The sequence below is a fragment of the Wolbachia endosymbiont (group B) of Hofmannophila pseudospretella genome, assembly GCF_964028515.1.
In the GTDB taxonomy this organism is placed as follows: Bacteria; Pseudomonadota; Alphaproteobacteria; order Rickettsiales; family Anaplasmataceae; genus Wolbachia.
In genome coordinates, this window is record NZ_OZ034788.1 from 834,597 (window position 1) to 851,510 (window position 16,914).

Annotated in this window: 14 protein-coding genes and 1 pseudogene; 4 read left to right on the top strand and 11 right to left on the bottom strand. The window is 34.2% G+C overall.

Annotated features, from left to right (window positions below):
- Positions 1-40: 40 nt before the first annotated feature.
- Complete coding sequence (glyA, locus tag ABWU24_RS03890; RefSeq protein WP_015588075.1) at positions 41-1,318, bottom strand: serine hydroxymethyltransferase; 1,278 nt, start codon at positions 1,316-1,318, stop codon at positions 41-43.
- On the bottom strand, positions 1,290-2,525 hold the full coding sequence (locus ABWU24_RS03895; protein ID WP_341815602.1) for an MFS transporter: 1,236 nt from the start codon (positions 2,523-2,525) through the stop codon (positions 1,290-1,292). Before ABWU24_RS03895 ends, glyA begins: the two co-directional genes overlap by 29 nt.
- Before the next feature lie 487 nt (positions 2,526-3,012).
- On the opposite strand from ABWU24_RS03895, the gene ABWU24_RS03900 reads away from it, so the two are divergent.
- Complete coding sequence (locus ABWU24_RS03900) at positions 3,013-3,525, top strand: hypothetical protein (protein WP_015588077.1); 513 nt, start codon at positions 3,013-3,015, stop codon at positions 3,523-3,525.
- Positions 3,526-3,541: 16 nt separating this feature from the next.
- On the opposite strand, the gene ABWU24_RS03905 is transcribed toward ABWU24_RS03900, so the two are convergent.
- The 3 genes from ABWU24_RS03905 to hemE form a co-directional block, all read right to left on the bottom strand.
- Positions 3,542-3,859 (bottom strand): DMT family transporter, encoded by a 318-nt coding sequence (locus tag ABWU24_RS03905; protein WP_353274479.1) that lies wholly within the window; start codon positions 3,857-3,859, stop codon positions 3,542-3,544.
- Positions 3,860-3,878: 19 nt separating this feature from the next.
- On the bottom strand, positions 3,879-5,072 hold the full coding sequence (locus tag ABWU24_RS03910; protein ID WP_015588079.1) for a pyridoxal phosphate-dependent aminotransferase: 1,194 nt from the start codon (positions 5,070-5,072) through the stop codon (positions 3,879-3,881).
- 404 nt (positions 5,073-5,476) lie between these two features.
- Complete coding sequence (gene hemE, locus ABWU24_RS03915; RefSeq protein WP_015588080.1) at positions 5,477-6,493, bottom strand: uroporphyrinogen decarboxylase; 1,017 nt, start codon at positions 6,491-6,493, stop codon at positions 5,477-5,479.
- Between the two features lie 404 nt (positions 6,494-6,897).
- Here hemE and ABWU24_RS03920 point away from each other — a divergent pair, with 404 nt between their 5' ends.
- On the top strand, positions 6,898-7,716 hold the full coding sequence (locus tag ABWU24_RS03920) for a transporter associated domain-containing protein (RefSeq protein WP_015588081.1): 819 nt from the start codon (positions 6,898-6,900) through the stop codon (positions 7,714-7,716).
- Between the two features lie 235 nt (positions 7,717-7,951).
- On the opposite strand, the pseudogene ABWU24_RS03925 reads toward ABWU24_RS03920, so the two are convergent.
- The 3 genes and pseudogenes from ABWU24_RS03925 to ABWU24_RS03935 all read right to left on the bottom strand — a co-directional run bounded on the left by ABWU24_RS03925 (position 7,952) and on the right by ABWU24_RS03935 (position 10,265).
- A pseudogene (locus ABWU24_RS03925) lies at positions 7,952-9,232 on the bottom strand (IS4 family transposase).
- Between the two features lie 269 nt (positions 9,233-9,501).
- Entirely contained in the window at positions 9,502-9,957 is a 456-nt protein-coding gene (gene mlaD, locus ABWU24_RS03930) for an outer membrane lipid asymmetry maintenance protein MlaD (protein ID WP_353274481.1), read from the bottom strand.
- A 2-nt stretch (positions 9,958-9,959) separates the two neighbouring features.
- Positions 9,960-10,265 (bottom strand): NADH-ubiquinone oxidoreductase subunit NDUFA12 family protein, encoded by a 306-nt coding sequence (locus tag ABWU24_RS03935; protein WP_135353033.1) that lies wholly within the window; start codon positions 10,263-10,265, stop codon positions 9,960-9,962.
- 64 nt (positions 10,266-10,329) lie between these two features.
- On the opposite strand from ABWU24_RS03935, the gene ABWU24_RS03940 reads away from it, so the two are divergent.
- Positions 10,330-11,778: a proton-conducting transporter membrane subunit gene (locus tag ABWU24_RS03940; RefSeq protein ID WP_353274483.1), complete on the top strand. Its 1,449-nt coding sequence runs from the start codon at positions 10,330-10,332 to the stop codon at positions 11,776-11,778.
- 45 nt (positions 11,779-11,823) lie between these two features.
- The gene (rodA, locus tag ABWU24_RS03945) at positions 11,824-12,927 is read left to right on the top strand and encodes a rod shape-determining protein RodA (RefSeq protein WP_015588085.1); all 1,104 of its coding nucleotides are present in this window, start codon (positions 11,824-11,826) and stop codon (positions 12,925-12,927) included.
- A 48-nt stretch (positions 12,928-12,975) separates the two neighbouring features.
- Here rodA and ABWU24_RS03950 read toward each other — a convergent pair whose 3' ends face one another.
- From ABWU24_RS03950 to terL, 3 genes are all read right to left on the bottom strand, one after another.
- Positions 12,976-14,217, bottom strand: a complete 1,242-nt coding sequence (locus tag ABWU24_RS03950) for an IscS subfamily cysteine desulfurase (protein ID WP_341815606.1) — start codon at positions 14,215-14,217, stop codon at positions 12,976-12,978.
- Between the two features lie 170 nt (positions 14,218-14,387).
- Positions 14,388-15,302, bottom strand: a complete 915-nt coding sequence (locus ABWU24_RS03955) for an ankyrin repeat domain-containing protein (protein ID WP_341815607.1) — start codon at positions 15,300-15,302, stop codon at positions 14,388-14,390.
- Between the two features lie 109 nt (positions 15,303-15,411).
- Positions 15,412-16,845 (bottom strand): phage terminase large subunit, encoded by a 1,434-nt coding sequence (terL, locus tag ABWU24_RS03960; RefSeq protein ID WP_341815608.1) that lies wholly within the window; start codon positions 16,843-16,845, stop codon positions 15,412-15,414.
- Between the last annotated feature and the right edge of the window lie 69 nt (positions 16,846-16,914).

Sequence of the window (16,914 nt, forward strand, 5' to 3'; positions counted from 1 at the left end):
TAGTCCAAAGTAAAGAAAGGAAATTTGAATACTAAATAAATTAATAAATAGAAAAATTACTACAAATCTTTTCAACTTTATTTTTTACTACTCTTTCAATATCAAGACTATTTCCATCAATTAATCCCTGAATTACTTCATTTATTAGATTAGCTATTTCCCTAAAATCTTCTGCCTCAAGTCCTCGCGTTGTTTCAGCAGCAGTACCAAAACGGAGCCCTGAGGTGATGGTTGGTTTTTCTGTGTCAAATGGCACAGAATTTTTATTACAGGTAATGCCAGCCCTTTCAAGACTATCCACAACGTCTTTTCCTGTTAATTTCTGTGATCTTAAGTCAACTAGTACTATATGAGAATCAGTTCCACCAGTTATAACGTTTATTCCATGTTCTTGCAGTGCTTGAGCTAAAACTTTTGCATTCTCTACAACTTTTTTACTATAAATTTTAAACTCCGGCTCTAATGCTTCCTTAAATGCAACAGCTTTTGCAGCTATCACATGCATAAGGGGCCCACCTTGCAACCCTGGAAAAACCGCAGACTTAATTTTTTTATGTAATGCTTCATCATTTGTCATTATCACTCCACCGCGAGGACCGCGTAGAGTTTTGTGAGTTGTAGAAGTCATAACATGCGCATATTCAGCAGGGGATGGGTAACAATCTGCAGCAATAAGCCCTGAATAGTGAGCAATATCTGCAAGCAGATATGCACCAACTTTATTCGCAATTTTGCGAAAGCGCTCGAAATCTATTTCTCTTGGATAAGCAGAAGCACCAACAATGATTAGCTTCGGTTTATGCTCCAGCGCTAGCTTTTCTACCTCGTCCATATCGAGTAGATAAGTATCTCTATTAACTGTATACTGAATCGACTTAAACCACTTACCAGAAAGGTTTGGTGCTGCACCATGAGTTAAATGTCCACCACAGTTCAGTGACAATCCAAGTATTGTATCACCCGGAGTAAGTAATGAAGCAAACACCGCTTGATTTGCCTGAGAACCAGAATGAGGTTGAACATTTGCAAATTTAACACCAAATAGCTTACAAAGCCTATCTATAGCTAGATTTTCAATTTCATCCACATACTCACAACCACAATAATATCTCTTACCTGGATAACCTTCTGCATATTTATTAGTCAGAAAAGAACCTTGTGCTTCCATCACTGCTTTACTCGCAAAATTTTCTGATGCAATCAATTGCAACTGTGATTTTTGCCGCCGCAGTTCTTTCTCTATAGATTGATAAACTTCATTATCAAAAGACTTCAGACTACTTTTAGAGTCACAAATCCTTTCTGAAACACTTGTCATAAGAACTTTTCTTTAACCACATAAATCCAAAAACAGCTAAAAGCAAACATACAGGAATAATTGATATTGCTTTTACTAGTAACTCAGTACCATACACAGGATTTCCTTGTACTACCATTCCATTCCAACATAAATCTATTATTTTTGCAATTCCTGTATGAAAAAAATAGCCAAAAACCATAACTATCATGTTTGATATGGCTGTGGCTAAGCCTACCAAGTTATTGTTTACATAACTTATTGCCTTGTAAATAGTAATTACCTGATACCCAGATGCAAAGCCGATAACAAGAAGTGTAGGTAATGCAATATATAAACCGCCAACTTGTGTAAAAAGCAAAAGAAAGCTAGCGATCATTGCAAAAGAACACGCAATAATCACCTCGTAATGTTTGTCTGGATACTTCTCCAGTAAATAAGCGAGAAAGAATGATCCAGCCCCCATGCCTATGAACATGAGAGAGGAAAGTGAAGATGCCAAATCTCCGGTCATTTGATATGCTTCACATAAGAACGCTTTTGCCCAACCATCAGCAAAACCTTCTAATGGTCCAACCATTAAGCCACCAAAAAAGCTGATTAGAATGATATGTTTATTGAAAAGTACAGTCTTTAAATCTTGAAGTATGTTGTCATTTCTACTCTCCTCTATGTTACTTTTTGGCGTTATTAAAAGCAACAACAGAGCAAGCAAACAACCAAACGCTGAGAAAGTATATATAACATAATTCCAACCAAATTTATTGAGCAAAAAGTCCAGAGGTAATCCACCATAAATAGCTCCCAGTAACCCTATTATTATAGATAAACTAGCCATCCTTGCTGATTTTTCTTGTGAGAAATACATACTTGCAACTTTAAAGAGCCCAATTGCCGAAGCAGATGACCCAACTCCAACAATCATTCTACCAAGTATTGAGTAATACCACTCATCAAAGCATATTAGTGGTAATGTCCCAGCAAACGTTAAGACAATACACGCAGGCAAAACAAACTTTGGCCCAAATCTATCAAGGGCAAGACCAACAGGTATGTGAGCAAGCGTATAGCCTATATAATATAGCCCACCAAATTGACCAACATCTGTAATACTTATGTTAAATTTCGTTATTAATTCAGGCGCAATTATGTTTGGAATTACGCGTAATATATATTGGTATGCATAAAACAGTGACGCCAATAACCAGATTAAAAAATTCCTCTGCAATACTTTACCCCAAAGCTAGTATTATAGATACTCTGTTTATAGAAAACAATATTTTTATGAATACTTATTTTAATTTACCGGAATTTTATACAGTTGAACTCATAGCCAACGTAAGTAGTTTATGCATTAACTAAATTTTCCAGGTTCAAGTTTGGATGATGGAAAAAGTTCACTTTTTCTATTTTTAAAAGAGACCTTTTATTTTACTTATAATTTTTTCTACCATATCTACAACTGGCTCATGAATAAGGTATATGAAAAAAATTACACCACAAATGATAAGTATATTTATGATTTTGCCTTTATTCATCTTTATCTTAAGCTTTAGTTTTGTTACAAAGTCCATTTTATTTACGCTTTTATTCTGTGATAAAAATTATACTTTAAATAATATAATTTTTAGTAAAACTTGGCTTTAGAGACGTCTAAGTTAACTTAATATTAACCTTTTCGCGTGTAAAATATAACATAAAAGCAAGGTGAGTGAATGAACATAGATACAATAGACAATACGCTACAAAACTACATAACAAAATACATTGAACAAACATTTGCCGCACACACAGGCAATAGATACGACAAGTTATACAGGGAACTTTTAAGTAGCGCAGAAGAAATAATAAAACTTACTGTAAACGAAGCAAAACAATATGATAAAAGCCTAGAAGAACTACATAACAATTCAATATTTCACGATAAGAAATTTATTCAAGCTGTTGCTAAACACCAGATATTAGAATTTCTGAATACTCATCCAAAGAAGAAAGAAATCGTTGCAGAATTTAAAAATGAACATCATATAAACGAAAGCGATTTAAAAATTTTAAAGGAAGGAAAAGATTTAGTGAATAAAATAAACGACATTAACTTAACTCAACAAAATGAGAAAAATGAAATATTGAACATTAGAAAGGTACTTTCTAAATCAATAGGAATGCCCTCTTCGAGAACTGAAAAATCCAAAGCAACTTTAGTAGAAAGTCCTGAGATGGTAAAATAGACGTACTTAACTTTTCCTAATTGGTAAATACTTTTAAGCCCACAATACCTAGTATTACCAAAACAAAGGAAAATAAACGCCCAAAATTTACTGGATCATTAAAAAACATTATTCCTATAATTGCCGCACCTATAGAACCTATACCAGTCCAAACTGCATAAGATGTACCAAGAGGAATAGATTTCATTGCTACCGATAACAAGTAAAGACTCACAGAACCGCTAACTAAAATAACTACTACAGGTATAATACGAGTAAAGCCATTACTATATTTTAATGCTGTGGTCCATATTATTTCAAACAAACCAGCTAATAGCAAATACATCCAGGCCATACTTATCGATATAAAAAAATTAACTCAGCATTTCACATGCTCTGATGATGCTGTTACATCCAATTTTCAGCTGCTCTTGAGAGGTTGCATAGGAAATTCTAATGTAGTTTTTTAGACCAAATGCAACCCCTGGAATTACAGCAACTAAATAGTCTTCCAATAAATATTCAGTAAAATCAAGATCATTACTTATTACTTTACCACTTTTTGTGCTCTTACCCAATAAACCTTCACAAGAGACAAAGAAATAGAATGCACCTTGTGGAATAGATGATGACAGTCCTGGAGCAGAATTTAGCTTTTCTATCACAAAATCTCTACGATCCTTAAAAGTTTTTTTTCTTTCTTTCAAAAAACTATGATCACCATTTAACGCTTCAACTGCTGCTGCTTGTGCTATTGAATTTGGGTTAGAAGTGCTTTGAGACTGTAGTGTAGAGATAGCATTTACCACACCACTCCTACCTGCAATATACCCTATTCTCCAACCTGTCATCGCATAAGCTTTTGACACTCCATTGACAACAAAAGTTCTATCGTAAAGCTTTGGTTCAACCTGAGCGATAGTAAAAAACCTTTCATCGTATATTATGTGTTCATAAATATCATCTGTAACAATATTTACATGTGGATACTTGAGTAATATCTGCGCTATATTTTTCAATTCATCATATGTATAGACAATTCCTGCTGGGTTATTTGGTGAGTTAAGAATTAACCATTTAGTTTTCTTAGTTATTTTGCTTTCAAGTAAATTCGGTGTCAGCTTAAAGTTTTGTTTACACTCTACAACAACTGGCAGGCCACCAAAAAGACTTACCATATCAATATATGAAACCCAATAAGGAGCTGGTATTATAGCCTCATCTCCAGGGTCAATTGTTGCCATAAATAAGTTGAATAACACCTGCTTAGCGCCAGCGCCGACACAAATTTGGTTCAGTTTATATTCTAGATTGTTATCCCTTTTTAACTTATTGATTATCGCCTCTTTAAGCTCATGCGTTCCATCAACAGCAGTATATTTAGTTTTGCCTTCATTTATCGATTGAATAGCTGCCTTTTTTATATGATCTGGAGTGTCAAAATCCGGCTCTCCCGCAGCTAAAACGCAAATTTTCTTTCCTTCGCTTTTTAATCTGTTTGCCTTATCGGTCACAGCAATTGTAGGCGACGGTTTTATCAGAGACATCCTCTTTGCAAGGTCTGACATAATCTCACTAAAGTTAAATAAAAATGATAAACTCTACACAACAAAAAAGCTAGAAGTTTTATTATTTTACATAAAGGTTGGTATTTTTGTATTCTTAAATATAGATATTAAAAAGCTTAATAAATTGAAAAAGGCAAATAAATCACTGTATAGCGAGTTTTAATAATGTAAATTGATAATGTGCTAACAAGCGTGTTTTGGCTGAAGTAGAAAAAATTTAAAAAACATGCAGCCGCTATAATTTTTATGTAATCTGCCAATAAATATCTGAGTTTTGTTGTTAAACCCGCGGAGATTAAAAACAAGGATAAATACTCTCTCTTATTGATATAAGAAGAAAAGTGGGAAGGTTTGTCAAGTAAGGTTTTCATTCCACCCTCATAAAGGCTTTTCATACAAGAGTTTTAGTAGTTTCTTACTAGGTCCACTAATGCAGCAATATTTTCAACCGGAGTATCAGGAAGCACTCCATGTCCAAGATTAAATATAAAAGGTAACCCTCTAAAACAATCTATTATACGCTTTGCTTCTTCAATTGCTTCTGACTTATTGTAGGCCAAAAGACTAGGATTAAGGTTTCCTTGCAGAGGAATTTTTAGATTTTCTTTCGCCCATTCTATTGGAACATTATAATCTATACTTACTGCAGATACGCCTGTTTGTTCGCAGTAATCTGTATAAAGATTTTCAGCAGAGCGCGGAAAACCTATTATTGGAAAATTGGGAAATCTACTCTTTATTGCCGAAACAATTTCCTTTGTTGGCTTGATGATGTATCTTTCAAACAGTTTTCCCTTCAATACACCAGCATTGCTGTCAAATAACTGAATAACATCTGCTCCAAACTCTATCTGTTTGATCAGATAAATAATTGTCGCTTCTGTTATTTTTTTTATTATTTCCTCTAGTGCCAATGGACAAAAATTTAGCACCTTGGAAAAAGTTTTACTACTACCGCCCTCTATGATGTATGAACCTACCGTCCACGGCCCTCCAGCAAAGCCTATAAGCGATTTTTCTTCTGGCAACTGGCTTCTTACTTCTTTTATAGCATTTAGGATTGGTAATGTGTTAGATTCAATTCCTTGTAGACTCTTCAAGTCTTTAGCACTTTCTATAGGTCTTATTATTGGACCCACACCTCGAATAAAATTTACATTACAGCCTAAAATGTCAGCTATTATCAAAATATCAGAAAAAATTATCGCTGCATCCATGTCGAATCTTGTTATTGGTTGTAACGTTAACTCTGTTACCAAATCTGTGCTATAACATATCTCCATGAAATTATTCATGTTTTCCACTGCCTTCCGATACTCAGGAAGAGACCTACCAGCCTGACGCATTAACCAAATAGGAACTTTTTCATCTGACTCGTTCTGGCTGATGATTCTTGCTATTTTTGCTTTGCTTCTTTTCAATCTACTTTATCTACTTTTTGTCTAAACTAAAGTATAACAGTAGTAGTAGTTCTATCAATAAATTGTTATTAACTTAAAATTCAGTAAAAATTAGTATTACTTATCTTGTGGATAAATATGTTAATAACTTCTCTATACTATTGATTTTCCTTTATGATTTATGTGTATAAGTAAGATGTCTAGAATGTTAGTAATTTTCTTTTATGGAAAAAAGCTTTATTATCATGGATTGTTATATAATTATGTATATGTCATTGAAAAAATTGTTGATCAATTGTTAGTATTTTATGTCAACAAATAATTCACAAATTAATTTGACATTATTCACATGCTTATTAAACATTTAATAACAGTTTTCTTGATAGACCTTATCTAAAGATATTTTCACCATTAAAGGGAATAAATTGAGTAAAAAAAGAACTTTAGTAGAAAAAATAGCATACAGAATTTTTCTCTTTCTCTTCAACAAAACTTCTGTGTTAAAAAAATGTGCGACTGAGGCATTAATGGGTGATCTGTCAGGTCTTGACATACTTAATAGTCTATTAAAATTCCGTGATTGTAGTATCATGGATATAATGACTCCACGTAAGGAGATATGTGCAGTAGACATTGAATCGAGCAAGGATGAGGTAATAAAGAAGGTGAAAAACACTTACCATGCTAAGATACCAACTTATAAGAATAACTTTGACAACGTAATAGGCTTTTTTTACGTAAAAGATATCATTTTCAATAAGAATAAAGATTTTAATCTGAAAAATATTATACAAAATGTAATATTTGTCCCAGCCTCAATGAAAGCAACAAATCTTTTTGTTAGAATGAAATCTTCCAAGTCATATTTAGCTATTGTACTGGATGAATATGGCGGAACTGATGGTTTAATTTCGATAAATGATCTTATAGAAGAATTGATACCAAATATTGATAACGAGAATGAGGTAAATTCAGAACACACCATTACTGAATTATCTCAAAATAAGTTTGAAATATCGGCAAGGGCCCTTATAAAGGATATAGAGGAAAATCTAAAAATAGAGTTGTGTGACTCTGAAGAGCATTATGCCACACTTAGTGGTTTGGTTCTTTCAATTGCTGGTAAGGTACCTTCTGTAGATGAAGTTATAAGATATAAAAATGGTATAAAATTTATCATCAAGGATGCAAATGAACGATACATTAACAAAATAATACTAGACTTAAGTGATTGCAAAAATTAAATTCAATATTTTTTAGTGAAAGGTACTTTATCTTGGAAGTAGGATGCATAGTAGCCAGGTATGTAATTTAAACAATTTCTTAATATACAAAAGTTTGTAGTTCTATACGTTACTGTTTGATAATTAAGGTGGGAATAGTTTTATTGGTACAAAGTTATAAAAATTAGTTGTTTAAATATTTTTAGCGATCTGTAACCCTCAAAAAGGGAGTGTTAAATAAACCATACGCTTCAAGTTAAGAGATTGTAAGTAAATTCAGGGAAGTTAAGGTAGATACTCTAGTTTTTCTGTATTTGTCTTTTAATGAAAATCGAGACCAAGTTATGGTAAGCTTTTTAAGAAAAACTTTCAAACTATTAACTTTATTCTTTAGTGCTAAAAATAACTCTCTAACCCGCCTTTTTAGCTCAATAAATGCCTTTGTTAAGCTAAGTTCTGTATTCTTTTTCACTTCTGTGCAACCAACTATGCCGTAAAATATAAGAATTGCGCACAATTTAGCATATAGTTCACATAATACTCTGCATGGCTTTCCTTTTAGCTTATCAACTCTGATATGGCTTTTATACAATTTAAATAATAACTCAATTTGCCACCTTACTCTGTAATACTTGCTCAGCACTAATTTTATTTTCTGGAACATTAGTTATACCAGTTCAATAATTTTTGATTTCTTTTAGAGGATCCTGCGATCTTGCTAATCTATTAGCTTTCCTTCTTCTGGCCATATTCAGTTAGTTTATATTCTTACTCTAATTTTTACTTCTTTTCCTAATAATACCTCGTTTTCTAAAAATCTCTAAACATTCCAGTAACTCTATTTTTTGATTTGTTTCTATATCATATATATTGGTATCAACGACTTATGAAATAAGCTCCTATTTCATTGATTTGTTTAAAAGAGCTTGGGACAAAATAACCCAGATCAGATATTAGCAAATCATTGCTTAATATATTACTTAAATGTTTCCTATATCCCGGATCTTATTCCCTCCGTTAAATTAAGTTGGTCTATTATCTGATTCATGTAGTCGAAAACTAATTGTAACTTTATTCCAGACTTAGTATTACTTTCGTAGCCACTGTAGCTAGTACCATAACCTTTATACATCTCTTCCATACTGTTAGGTAGAGTAGTATAGCTACTGTCCAATAATTTAACACTATTAAATAGCTGTAAGATTTTGCAATCAACTTGCAAGATATTTTTAAAGGGAACCACAGATTCATTATACATCCTTTTCATAAATTCCACTGCTTCTTCAGTAAATCTAAAATCCAAACCTTGTTTTGTTATATCTATCGAGTCCTCGTTTAGTAATTGACACATTGTTTCTACGCTACAATTATCAACCCCTATATTACCCAAGACCATGGCTTTTACGAACGATGAACCTTTTAGCTTTCTCTTTCTTTTTATAAACCTTGTTGTAATTGAGATTTTGTCTGCTTTTTCATTAAAAAATTCTTTGAGCTTTTTTGATAATCTAGTTACTTTATTCATTGATTCTCTCACTAAAAGTACTTCTGGGAGAACTTATACCTTATTATTCTATCTCTTTCATACCTTTATTTCCTTAACTTGACACGTATGGTTTATTTAACACTTCCCTAAGTACGTAAGAAAAAACACTCCTATACTGAAAGTACAAGCATTTGTTAAGATTATTAGGAATGTAAAACCTAGCAGAAATCTTGATAATTCAAACGCTGAACAACTTCAAGCTATTGATAGAAAAATCCCTTGATTGTACATAGGCCAAGTTGGCTTATGTGTTCTTATTCTCACTTTGTAAACATGCCAATAATTTTATCCACTATTCCACCCATATTTGCTCCAGCTTGAGTATGCTCTATTTTACCACCGTGTGAAATTAATTTAGAATCTGCACCAGGTGATATATTAACAAATTTACTACCAACAACCCCGCTGCTAGTGATTAGAGCTGAGCTATCAATTGGCAACTTTATGTCTCTGCTTATGCACATATCGATTCGTGCTATGTAGGTAGCTTTGTCAAGCGATACACCAGTTATGCTTCCGATTTCTACACCAGAGATCTTGACACTATCACCAACCCCTACACCGTTAGCATCAGTAAAAAGGCCATGTATTTTATAGCAATCCTTATAGTTTCTCTTTATGTAAGATAGCTTATTAATAGCGAAGAAGACAAGAAAAATAGTGAAAATTAATACAAATGATCCAGCAATTATTTCAAGTATATTTGACCTTCGCATCTTTAATTATTAGGATTCCAGCTTTCATAGTAGTTTTTCACCTTTTGCTTTGGGTAGTATGCATCTTTTGTACCCGTTAAATTAGGAGTTTTTCTTTTGTTATTGTTAATTGGTATTTCATTATTAGTATTATGCAGCCATATATAACATTCTGGAGGAATTGTTGTGGGGTCAGAAACATTACCATATATTACCCATCTTTTTCCTTTATTTGACTCATAGTAAGAATTTCCGTTTTCATCCCTACCTATAAGTTTACCTTTTCTCCTTAATAAGTTTGTTACTACATTATAAATTTTGGATAACATAAAGGTATTAAAACAAAAAGTATTATATATACTAATACTTTAACGATGTATTAACAACAGTTTAATGCAATTACCAATTCTACAAGTTATTATACCAATAATTGCGTCGATGTTCTGCTTTCTTACCAGGAAACATAGGGTGTCCTGGTTTATCTCTTTTTTTACAACGGCAGCTATTTTCTTTATTTCATTAACGTTGCTAGTGAAAACATACAATGGTGAAATTATAACTTATTATCTTGGAGATTGGGCTCCTCCATACGGAATAGAATTGAGAATCGACATATTGAACTCTTTGATTCTAACTTTGGTGAATTTTATAGCGCTGATTAGCGTGCTTTATAGCTTTTATATTAACGAAAAAGAAATTAGCAAAAACAAGATCACTGGTTTTTACTCTCTATTTCTACTGTGCTTAAGCGGACTACTCGGGATTCTAGTAACAAACGACATATTCAATCTTTATGTTTTTTTGGAAATTTCATCTCTTTCTTCTTATGTATTAGTTTCAATGGGAAGGGACAAAAAAGCCCTGATAGCAGCATTTGAATACCTCATTAGTGGTACTGTAGGAGCAACATTTTACTTGTTTGGCATCGGCCTTTTATACTCTATGACCGGAACGCTCAACATGTCTGACATGGCTGAAAGAATAGTACCATTATACGATAATAACATCATAAGACTTGGTACATTATTCATTTTTGTTGGTCTCTCAATCAAAATGGCACTATTTCCACTCAGCAGATGGCTGGTTAACGCATATAGTGAAGCACCTAGCTTCGTTAGCGTATTCTTTTCGGGTACAGTAACCAAAGTGATGGTATATGTTTTTATCAGAATCTTTTACACTGTTTTTCAGCAAAATTTTTTCTTACCACTGCATAATGTGATAATTATCCTCGCACTTTGCGCTATTGTATTTGGATCAATATCTGCAATAATCGAAAAAGATATAAAAAGACTGTTTGCTCACTCCAGTATCAGTCAGATTGGCTATATACTTTTAATGCTGGGTTTAAATTCAAAATCAGGTTTGTTTTCAGCAGTTCTTCACATAGTAAATCATAGCATGATAAAAACGTCTTTATTCATGGTTGCAGGGTGTATTTCTTATAAGGTTGGTATGACAAAAATAGAAAATTTATCAGGACTAAAAAAGTCAATGCCCTATACAACACTCGCATTTACTCTACTTAGTTTAGCATTAATCGGTGTACCCTTGACAAATGGCTTTGTAAGTAAGTGGTATATGATGCAAGCAATTCTTGAATCTCATGCATGGGTCTCTCTGATGGTTTTTGCTGTTAGCTCTTTTTCTGCATTAGTATACATTTGGAAAATGGTTGAGAAAATGTATTTTGAAAACAGTACAGCATCAAACGCTGGAATGACATTTAATGAGGTACCATTGCTTATGCTCTTTTGTTTATTATTTATGGCAATTTTAACGGTAATAACTGGGATATATAGTAGTCCAATTCGGTTGGTAATTAATAAATTTGCTTTTTGATTTTCTTATGTTTTATTGTATCTCAAAGTCTGTAAAGTTTTTGCTGTGGATAAGCTGAAGAAGATTCACTTATTATTAGTCATTAACGTAATAGCTCTGTTTTGCGTTGGCATTGTTGTGCAATATTCTTCTGCTGGAGGAAAGTGGGCTCCATTTGCAATTCACCAATTGGTCATATTCTCTTTCTTCCTTTTGCTTGCTATAGCTATGTCATTTATAGAGCTAGATTTTTATTTGAAGCACGCTTATTTTTTTTACATAGCAGCAGTAATTGCGCTGTTAGCAGTAAATTTTTTTGGCTCGCATATAATGGGTGCAACGAGATGGATAAGAATTGGGTCAATTAGTTTACAACCATCAGAATTTGTAAAAGTGGGCTTAATACTTGCACTTGCTTGTTATTTTAATAAACAAAGTGTGTATAAAATGATGAAATTTCAAAGCTTATTTAAGCCACTTATAATTATTTTCTTACCTGTATTCCTTGTATTGAAGCAACCTAATTTAGGAACAGCTGTAATAATATTGTTTATAGGAGCATCAATCATATTCACAGCAATAATGGAGAGACCTCATTTGATAATTTTTGGAACTCTTGGCATTTTCGCAATACCAGCTATTTGGCCTTTTTTGCGCCCTTATCACAAGCAAAGGATATTATCATTTTTGGATTCATCAGTAGATCCACTTGGAATAGGTTATAATGCACAGCAATCTCAAATAGCTATTGGTTCAGGAGGTTTGTTTGGTAAGGGATTTATTAATGGAAGTCAAACTCAACTTGGATTTTTGCCAGAGAAACGCACAGATTTTGCTTTTGCGGTACTGAGTGAGGAATGGGGTTTTTTAGGCAGCATGACTTTGATTTTACTCTATACCACATTGCTTGCTATAATATTCTCCATTGCTTACAGGTCAAAAAATTACTTTTCTAAGTTAATATCTATCGGGGTTTTTGCCTTTTTTAGTGCTCATTTCTTTATAAACATTGGAATGACAATAGGCTTCTTACCTATAATAGGTGACCCACTTCCATTTCTATCCTATGGCGGAAGCACAACTGCTGCGAGCTTAATATGTATAGGGTTGCTACTTAGTTCCGTGGCATCTACAAAGGACTTAAAGCTAAGTTTCCGATTTCACCCATAGAAAGAGCTTAGACAACCATCACTCTGCTAATGGTTAACGTCTTATTCTTCAATGAGAATCCCATTTTACGGTGCTTAAATCTATTCCCTCTTGTACCATTTCCAAAAGTGGGCTCATCTCTCTTAGCCGTCCAACATTTTTAGTAACAAGATCTGCTGCATATAGAACTTCATCTTTAGTTGTAAATCGGCCAAGGCCAAATCTAATTGATGAATGCTCAAGATCGTGGCCATTGTTTAGTGATCTTATGACATAAGAAGGCTCAAGGGATGCAGATGTGCATGCAGAACCAGAGCTTACTGCTAAATCCTTGATTGCCATGATAAGAGACTCACCCTCAACATAAGGAAAACTTAAGTTAAGGTTACCTGGAATCCTATTTTCGTAGTCACCATTTAAAACAACATCAGGAAATGCCTCTTTTATTTTGTTGTACAAAATATCTCTCAACTCTTCTAATTTGCTTGCTTCTATTTCCATTTCTTCTTTAGCGATACGTGCTGCTTCACCAAAACCAACTGCAAGGGGAGTAGGAACTGTTCCAGAGCGCATGCCTCTCTCCTGTCCACCACCACTAATTAGTGGCGTCAACCTAACACGAGGATTTTTTCTACGGACATATAACGCACCTATTCCCATAGGTCCATAAATTTTATGGCTAGAAAGGCTCATAAGATCAATGTTCATTTCATTTACGTCTATTGAAACTTTTCCAAAACTTTGGGCAGCGTCTGTATGAAAAAATATATTATGCTTTCTACACATTGCACCAATTTCTTTGACAGGTTGCATTACTCCGATTTCATTATTTGCCATCATCACTGAAATCAGAATTGTTTTATCAGTGATTGCCTCCTCAAGTTTCAACAAATCTATAATTCCGTTTTGCTTAACGGACAAATATGTAACTTTAAAGCCTTCATTTTCCAGATGTCGACAAGAATCTAAAACGCACTTATGCTCCGTGCAGACAGTTATTATATGATTTCCCTTATTCTTATAAAAATGAGCAACACCTTTGATAGCCATGTTATTTGATTCGGTTGCACCCGAGGTAAAGACGATTTCTTTGCTGTCTGCGTTCACCAAGTCAGCAATGTGCTTCCTTGCTTTTTCTACTGCTTCCTCAGCTGTCCAACCAAATGAATGGCTACGAGAGTGTGCATTACTGAACTCACCAAAATAAGGTATCATTACCTCCAAAACACGAGGATCTACTTTAGTAGTAGATTGATAATCAAGAAATATTGGTAATTTTATTTTAGCATTGCGTATTTTTTCCACATTCATAGTCAGGTTTCAGCATAGAAGTTACAACATTTAGTAGCACTAAAGCTTAATTTTTTCAAGATATATCTTGCCTAAATGAAAGTTGTTAGCGCTATCTTCTACGTTATTCCAGTGTCCCTGTAATGTCATTCCCTATGATCAGTGTTTGACACTGGTAGGTCGAATACGCACTAGACAAACCTAATAGCGCTATCAGCTTCTTGCTGTCCATTTGTTAAGACTGCTACTCCATCAACTTTAGTACTGGGCTTTAACATCATATATGTAGCACCACCAACTGCTAGTGCTACTGCTATAACTGCAACCACTGCTATAGCTATAGGTGTTGCAATTGTTTCAGTTGCAAAAAGTACCGCTGCTATAGCAGCGCCTAATAATGCAGTTTCTACAGCGGTAGTAATCCCTCTATTAAATGCTTTCACAAAAGAACGTCCTCCTGCCTTTAATAGAATTTCTACGTTTTGACCCTTGGCATAATCTAAAGGGGTCATTCCATGTGTATTTACTGCATTAACATTTGCTCCTTTTTCGAGTAAAACCTCTACTGTCTCTTTGTGACAATAAGAAACAGCATAATGTAAAGGAGTTCCATACAAATGTTGCGCATCAACATTTGCTCCTGTTTGGATTAAAAACTCTACTATCTCTTTGTGATCTTTAAGAACAGCATTGTGTAATGGGGTAAACCCAAGTTCATTCCTTTCATCAATTTTAATTCCTTCGATTTTTAATAAAGCTTTTACTGTTTCTAGATGGCCATGTTTAGCTGCTAAATTTAATACAGGAGTCCAACCTTTTCCACTCTTATCGCTAATGTTTGATCCTGATGATATTAGAGCATCCAACACATTTGCATAGCCTGCTTCAGCAGCTATCCTTGATAACGTAAACTTTGAGTATTTAGGATGCTTTGAGGTAAATTTATGATTTATATCGAATTTCTCATCAATCCACTCTTTATGTAAATCTTGATCCTGCCTCTCTAGTTCTTCTTGTATTTTCTCAATTATGTTGTCTTTATTAAAATCTTGCTTATCGTTAATTACATTCAATACTTTTTTCAGTGTTTCATATCCTTTTGCCATAACTTTATCTTTAAACTAGAATAAAATATCTAACTATTACATATTATACTAGAAAATAAATATTTATTTTAAATGAGCTAATAATCGAAATTGTGGGTAGCAAATTGAATCACAACGTTCGTATAGCTGCAACCCGCGAGCTACTATCTCTCATCCACTGAAGGTATTGCACAGCGCTATCTACTTGATCGTCGTGGCGGGTTTCTGGAAACATTAAAATTTCATACTCAAAATCGCTCAGCCATACTGCTTGGTGTGGCAGAAAAACCCTGCCAGATTCTATTATTGGAACGATTTGGTGGAATCGAGCGAGCTTACTGTTATGCGGCACTATCTCGATAACAGGTATTGCCTTTAGCTCTTGAATCAATTGCTGACCACTTGTTTTTGCTTCGATTAAAATTGCGTGTGGCTTCCATCTTGAAGCTAGTGACAGAACTTGTTCTTTAAGTTTTGGATACTCAAGCTTCGCACGGTACACATCGAGTAAATAAAACTTATTATTCACCTTTGTCCAGGTGGTGCAGACACTAAAGCCACTAGAATCGTTTGTTGAAACCGCAGTGTCCCAGCTCTGAGTTATATGTGAGAGATTGTCAGGAAAATTTCTATAGCGTTTCAACCATTCTTGCTTAATTATACCACTTGAAAGCGGCAGAGGATTTTGTTGATATTGAGCAGCAAAAGCGTAACTCCCAAGTTCAGCCTTTATCATTTCAATTTCTCCTCCATCTAGGGGATATAGCAGCTGACCTTCCTTTTTTAAGTATAAAATCCTTGAAGATGTAGCGCCTGTTGAGCTTTTGCACTCATTTGTAGTTACTTGAATAATAGGAACAGGAGAAGGGAGAATTGATCTTTTGATTGAATAGATAATTTCCTTATTTTCAGAAATCATTGGCAAACAAATATGATGCCATATATTTCTTGGTTTGGAGAGAAGATGCCCAGTCAAATCCTCCTGATGTAGTCTGTGCATTACAACAACAATAACTCCTTTTTTTCTATTATTGAGCCTAGTTACTAAAGTCTGATCAAACCAATTTGTGGCGCGTTTTCTAAACGTCTCGCTCAAAGCTTGAGAGGAACTCAGTGGATCATCTACGACGATAAAATCTCCACCTTCACCAGTCAGTGTTCCACCAACAGATGTTGCAATCCTACATCCTCTCTGCACTGTTTGAAATTTATATTTAGTGTTCTGGTCTTTACATAGTTCTATCTCTGGAAATAGCGCTCTATACCAACTAGACTGCATTACGCATCTGGTGTCGAGCGAATGCTTTTCGCTAAGCCGCTGAGAATAGCTTGCAACTATTATTCTTGCGGTTGGCTGATTTCCTAGTATCCATGCGGGCCACGCAACACTCACGCACATAGACTTCATTGAGCGTGGAGGCATATTGAATATTATTCGCTTCACTTCACCAACACTTGCTGCTTCAAGCCTGTCTGCTATGATTTTTATATACTGATAATTGTTATACTCACATCCTGGCACCACCGTTTGAAAGCATAGTTCGATAAATTTTAAAAAGTTCATGTTAGTCTCCTATAGTGTTAGTGGAATTTACTTTATGGTGGTGTCAGCCTCTTTGGTGTCATATCAGCG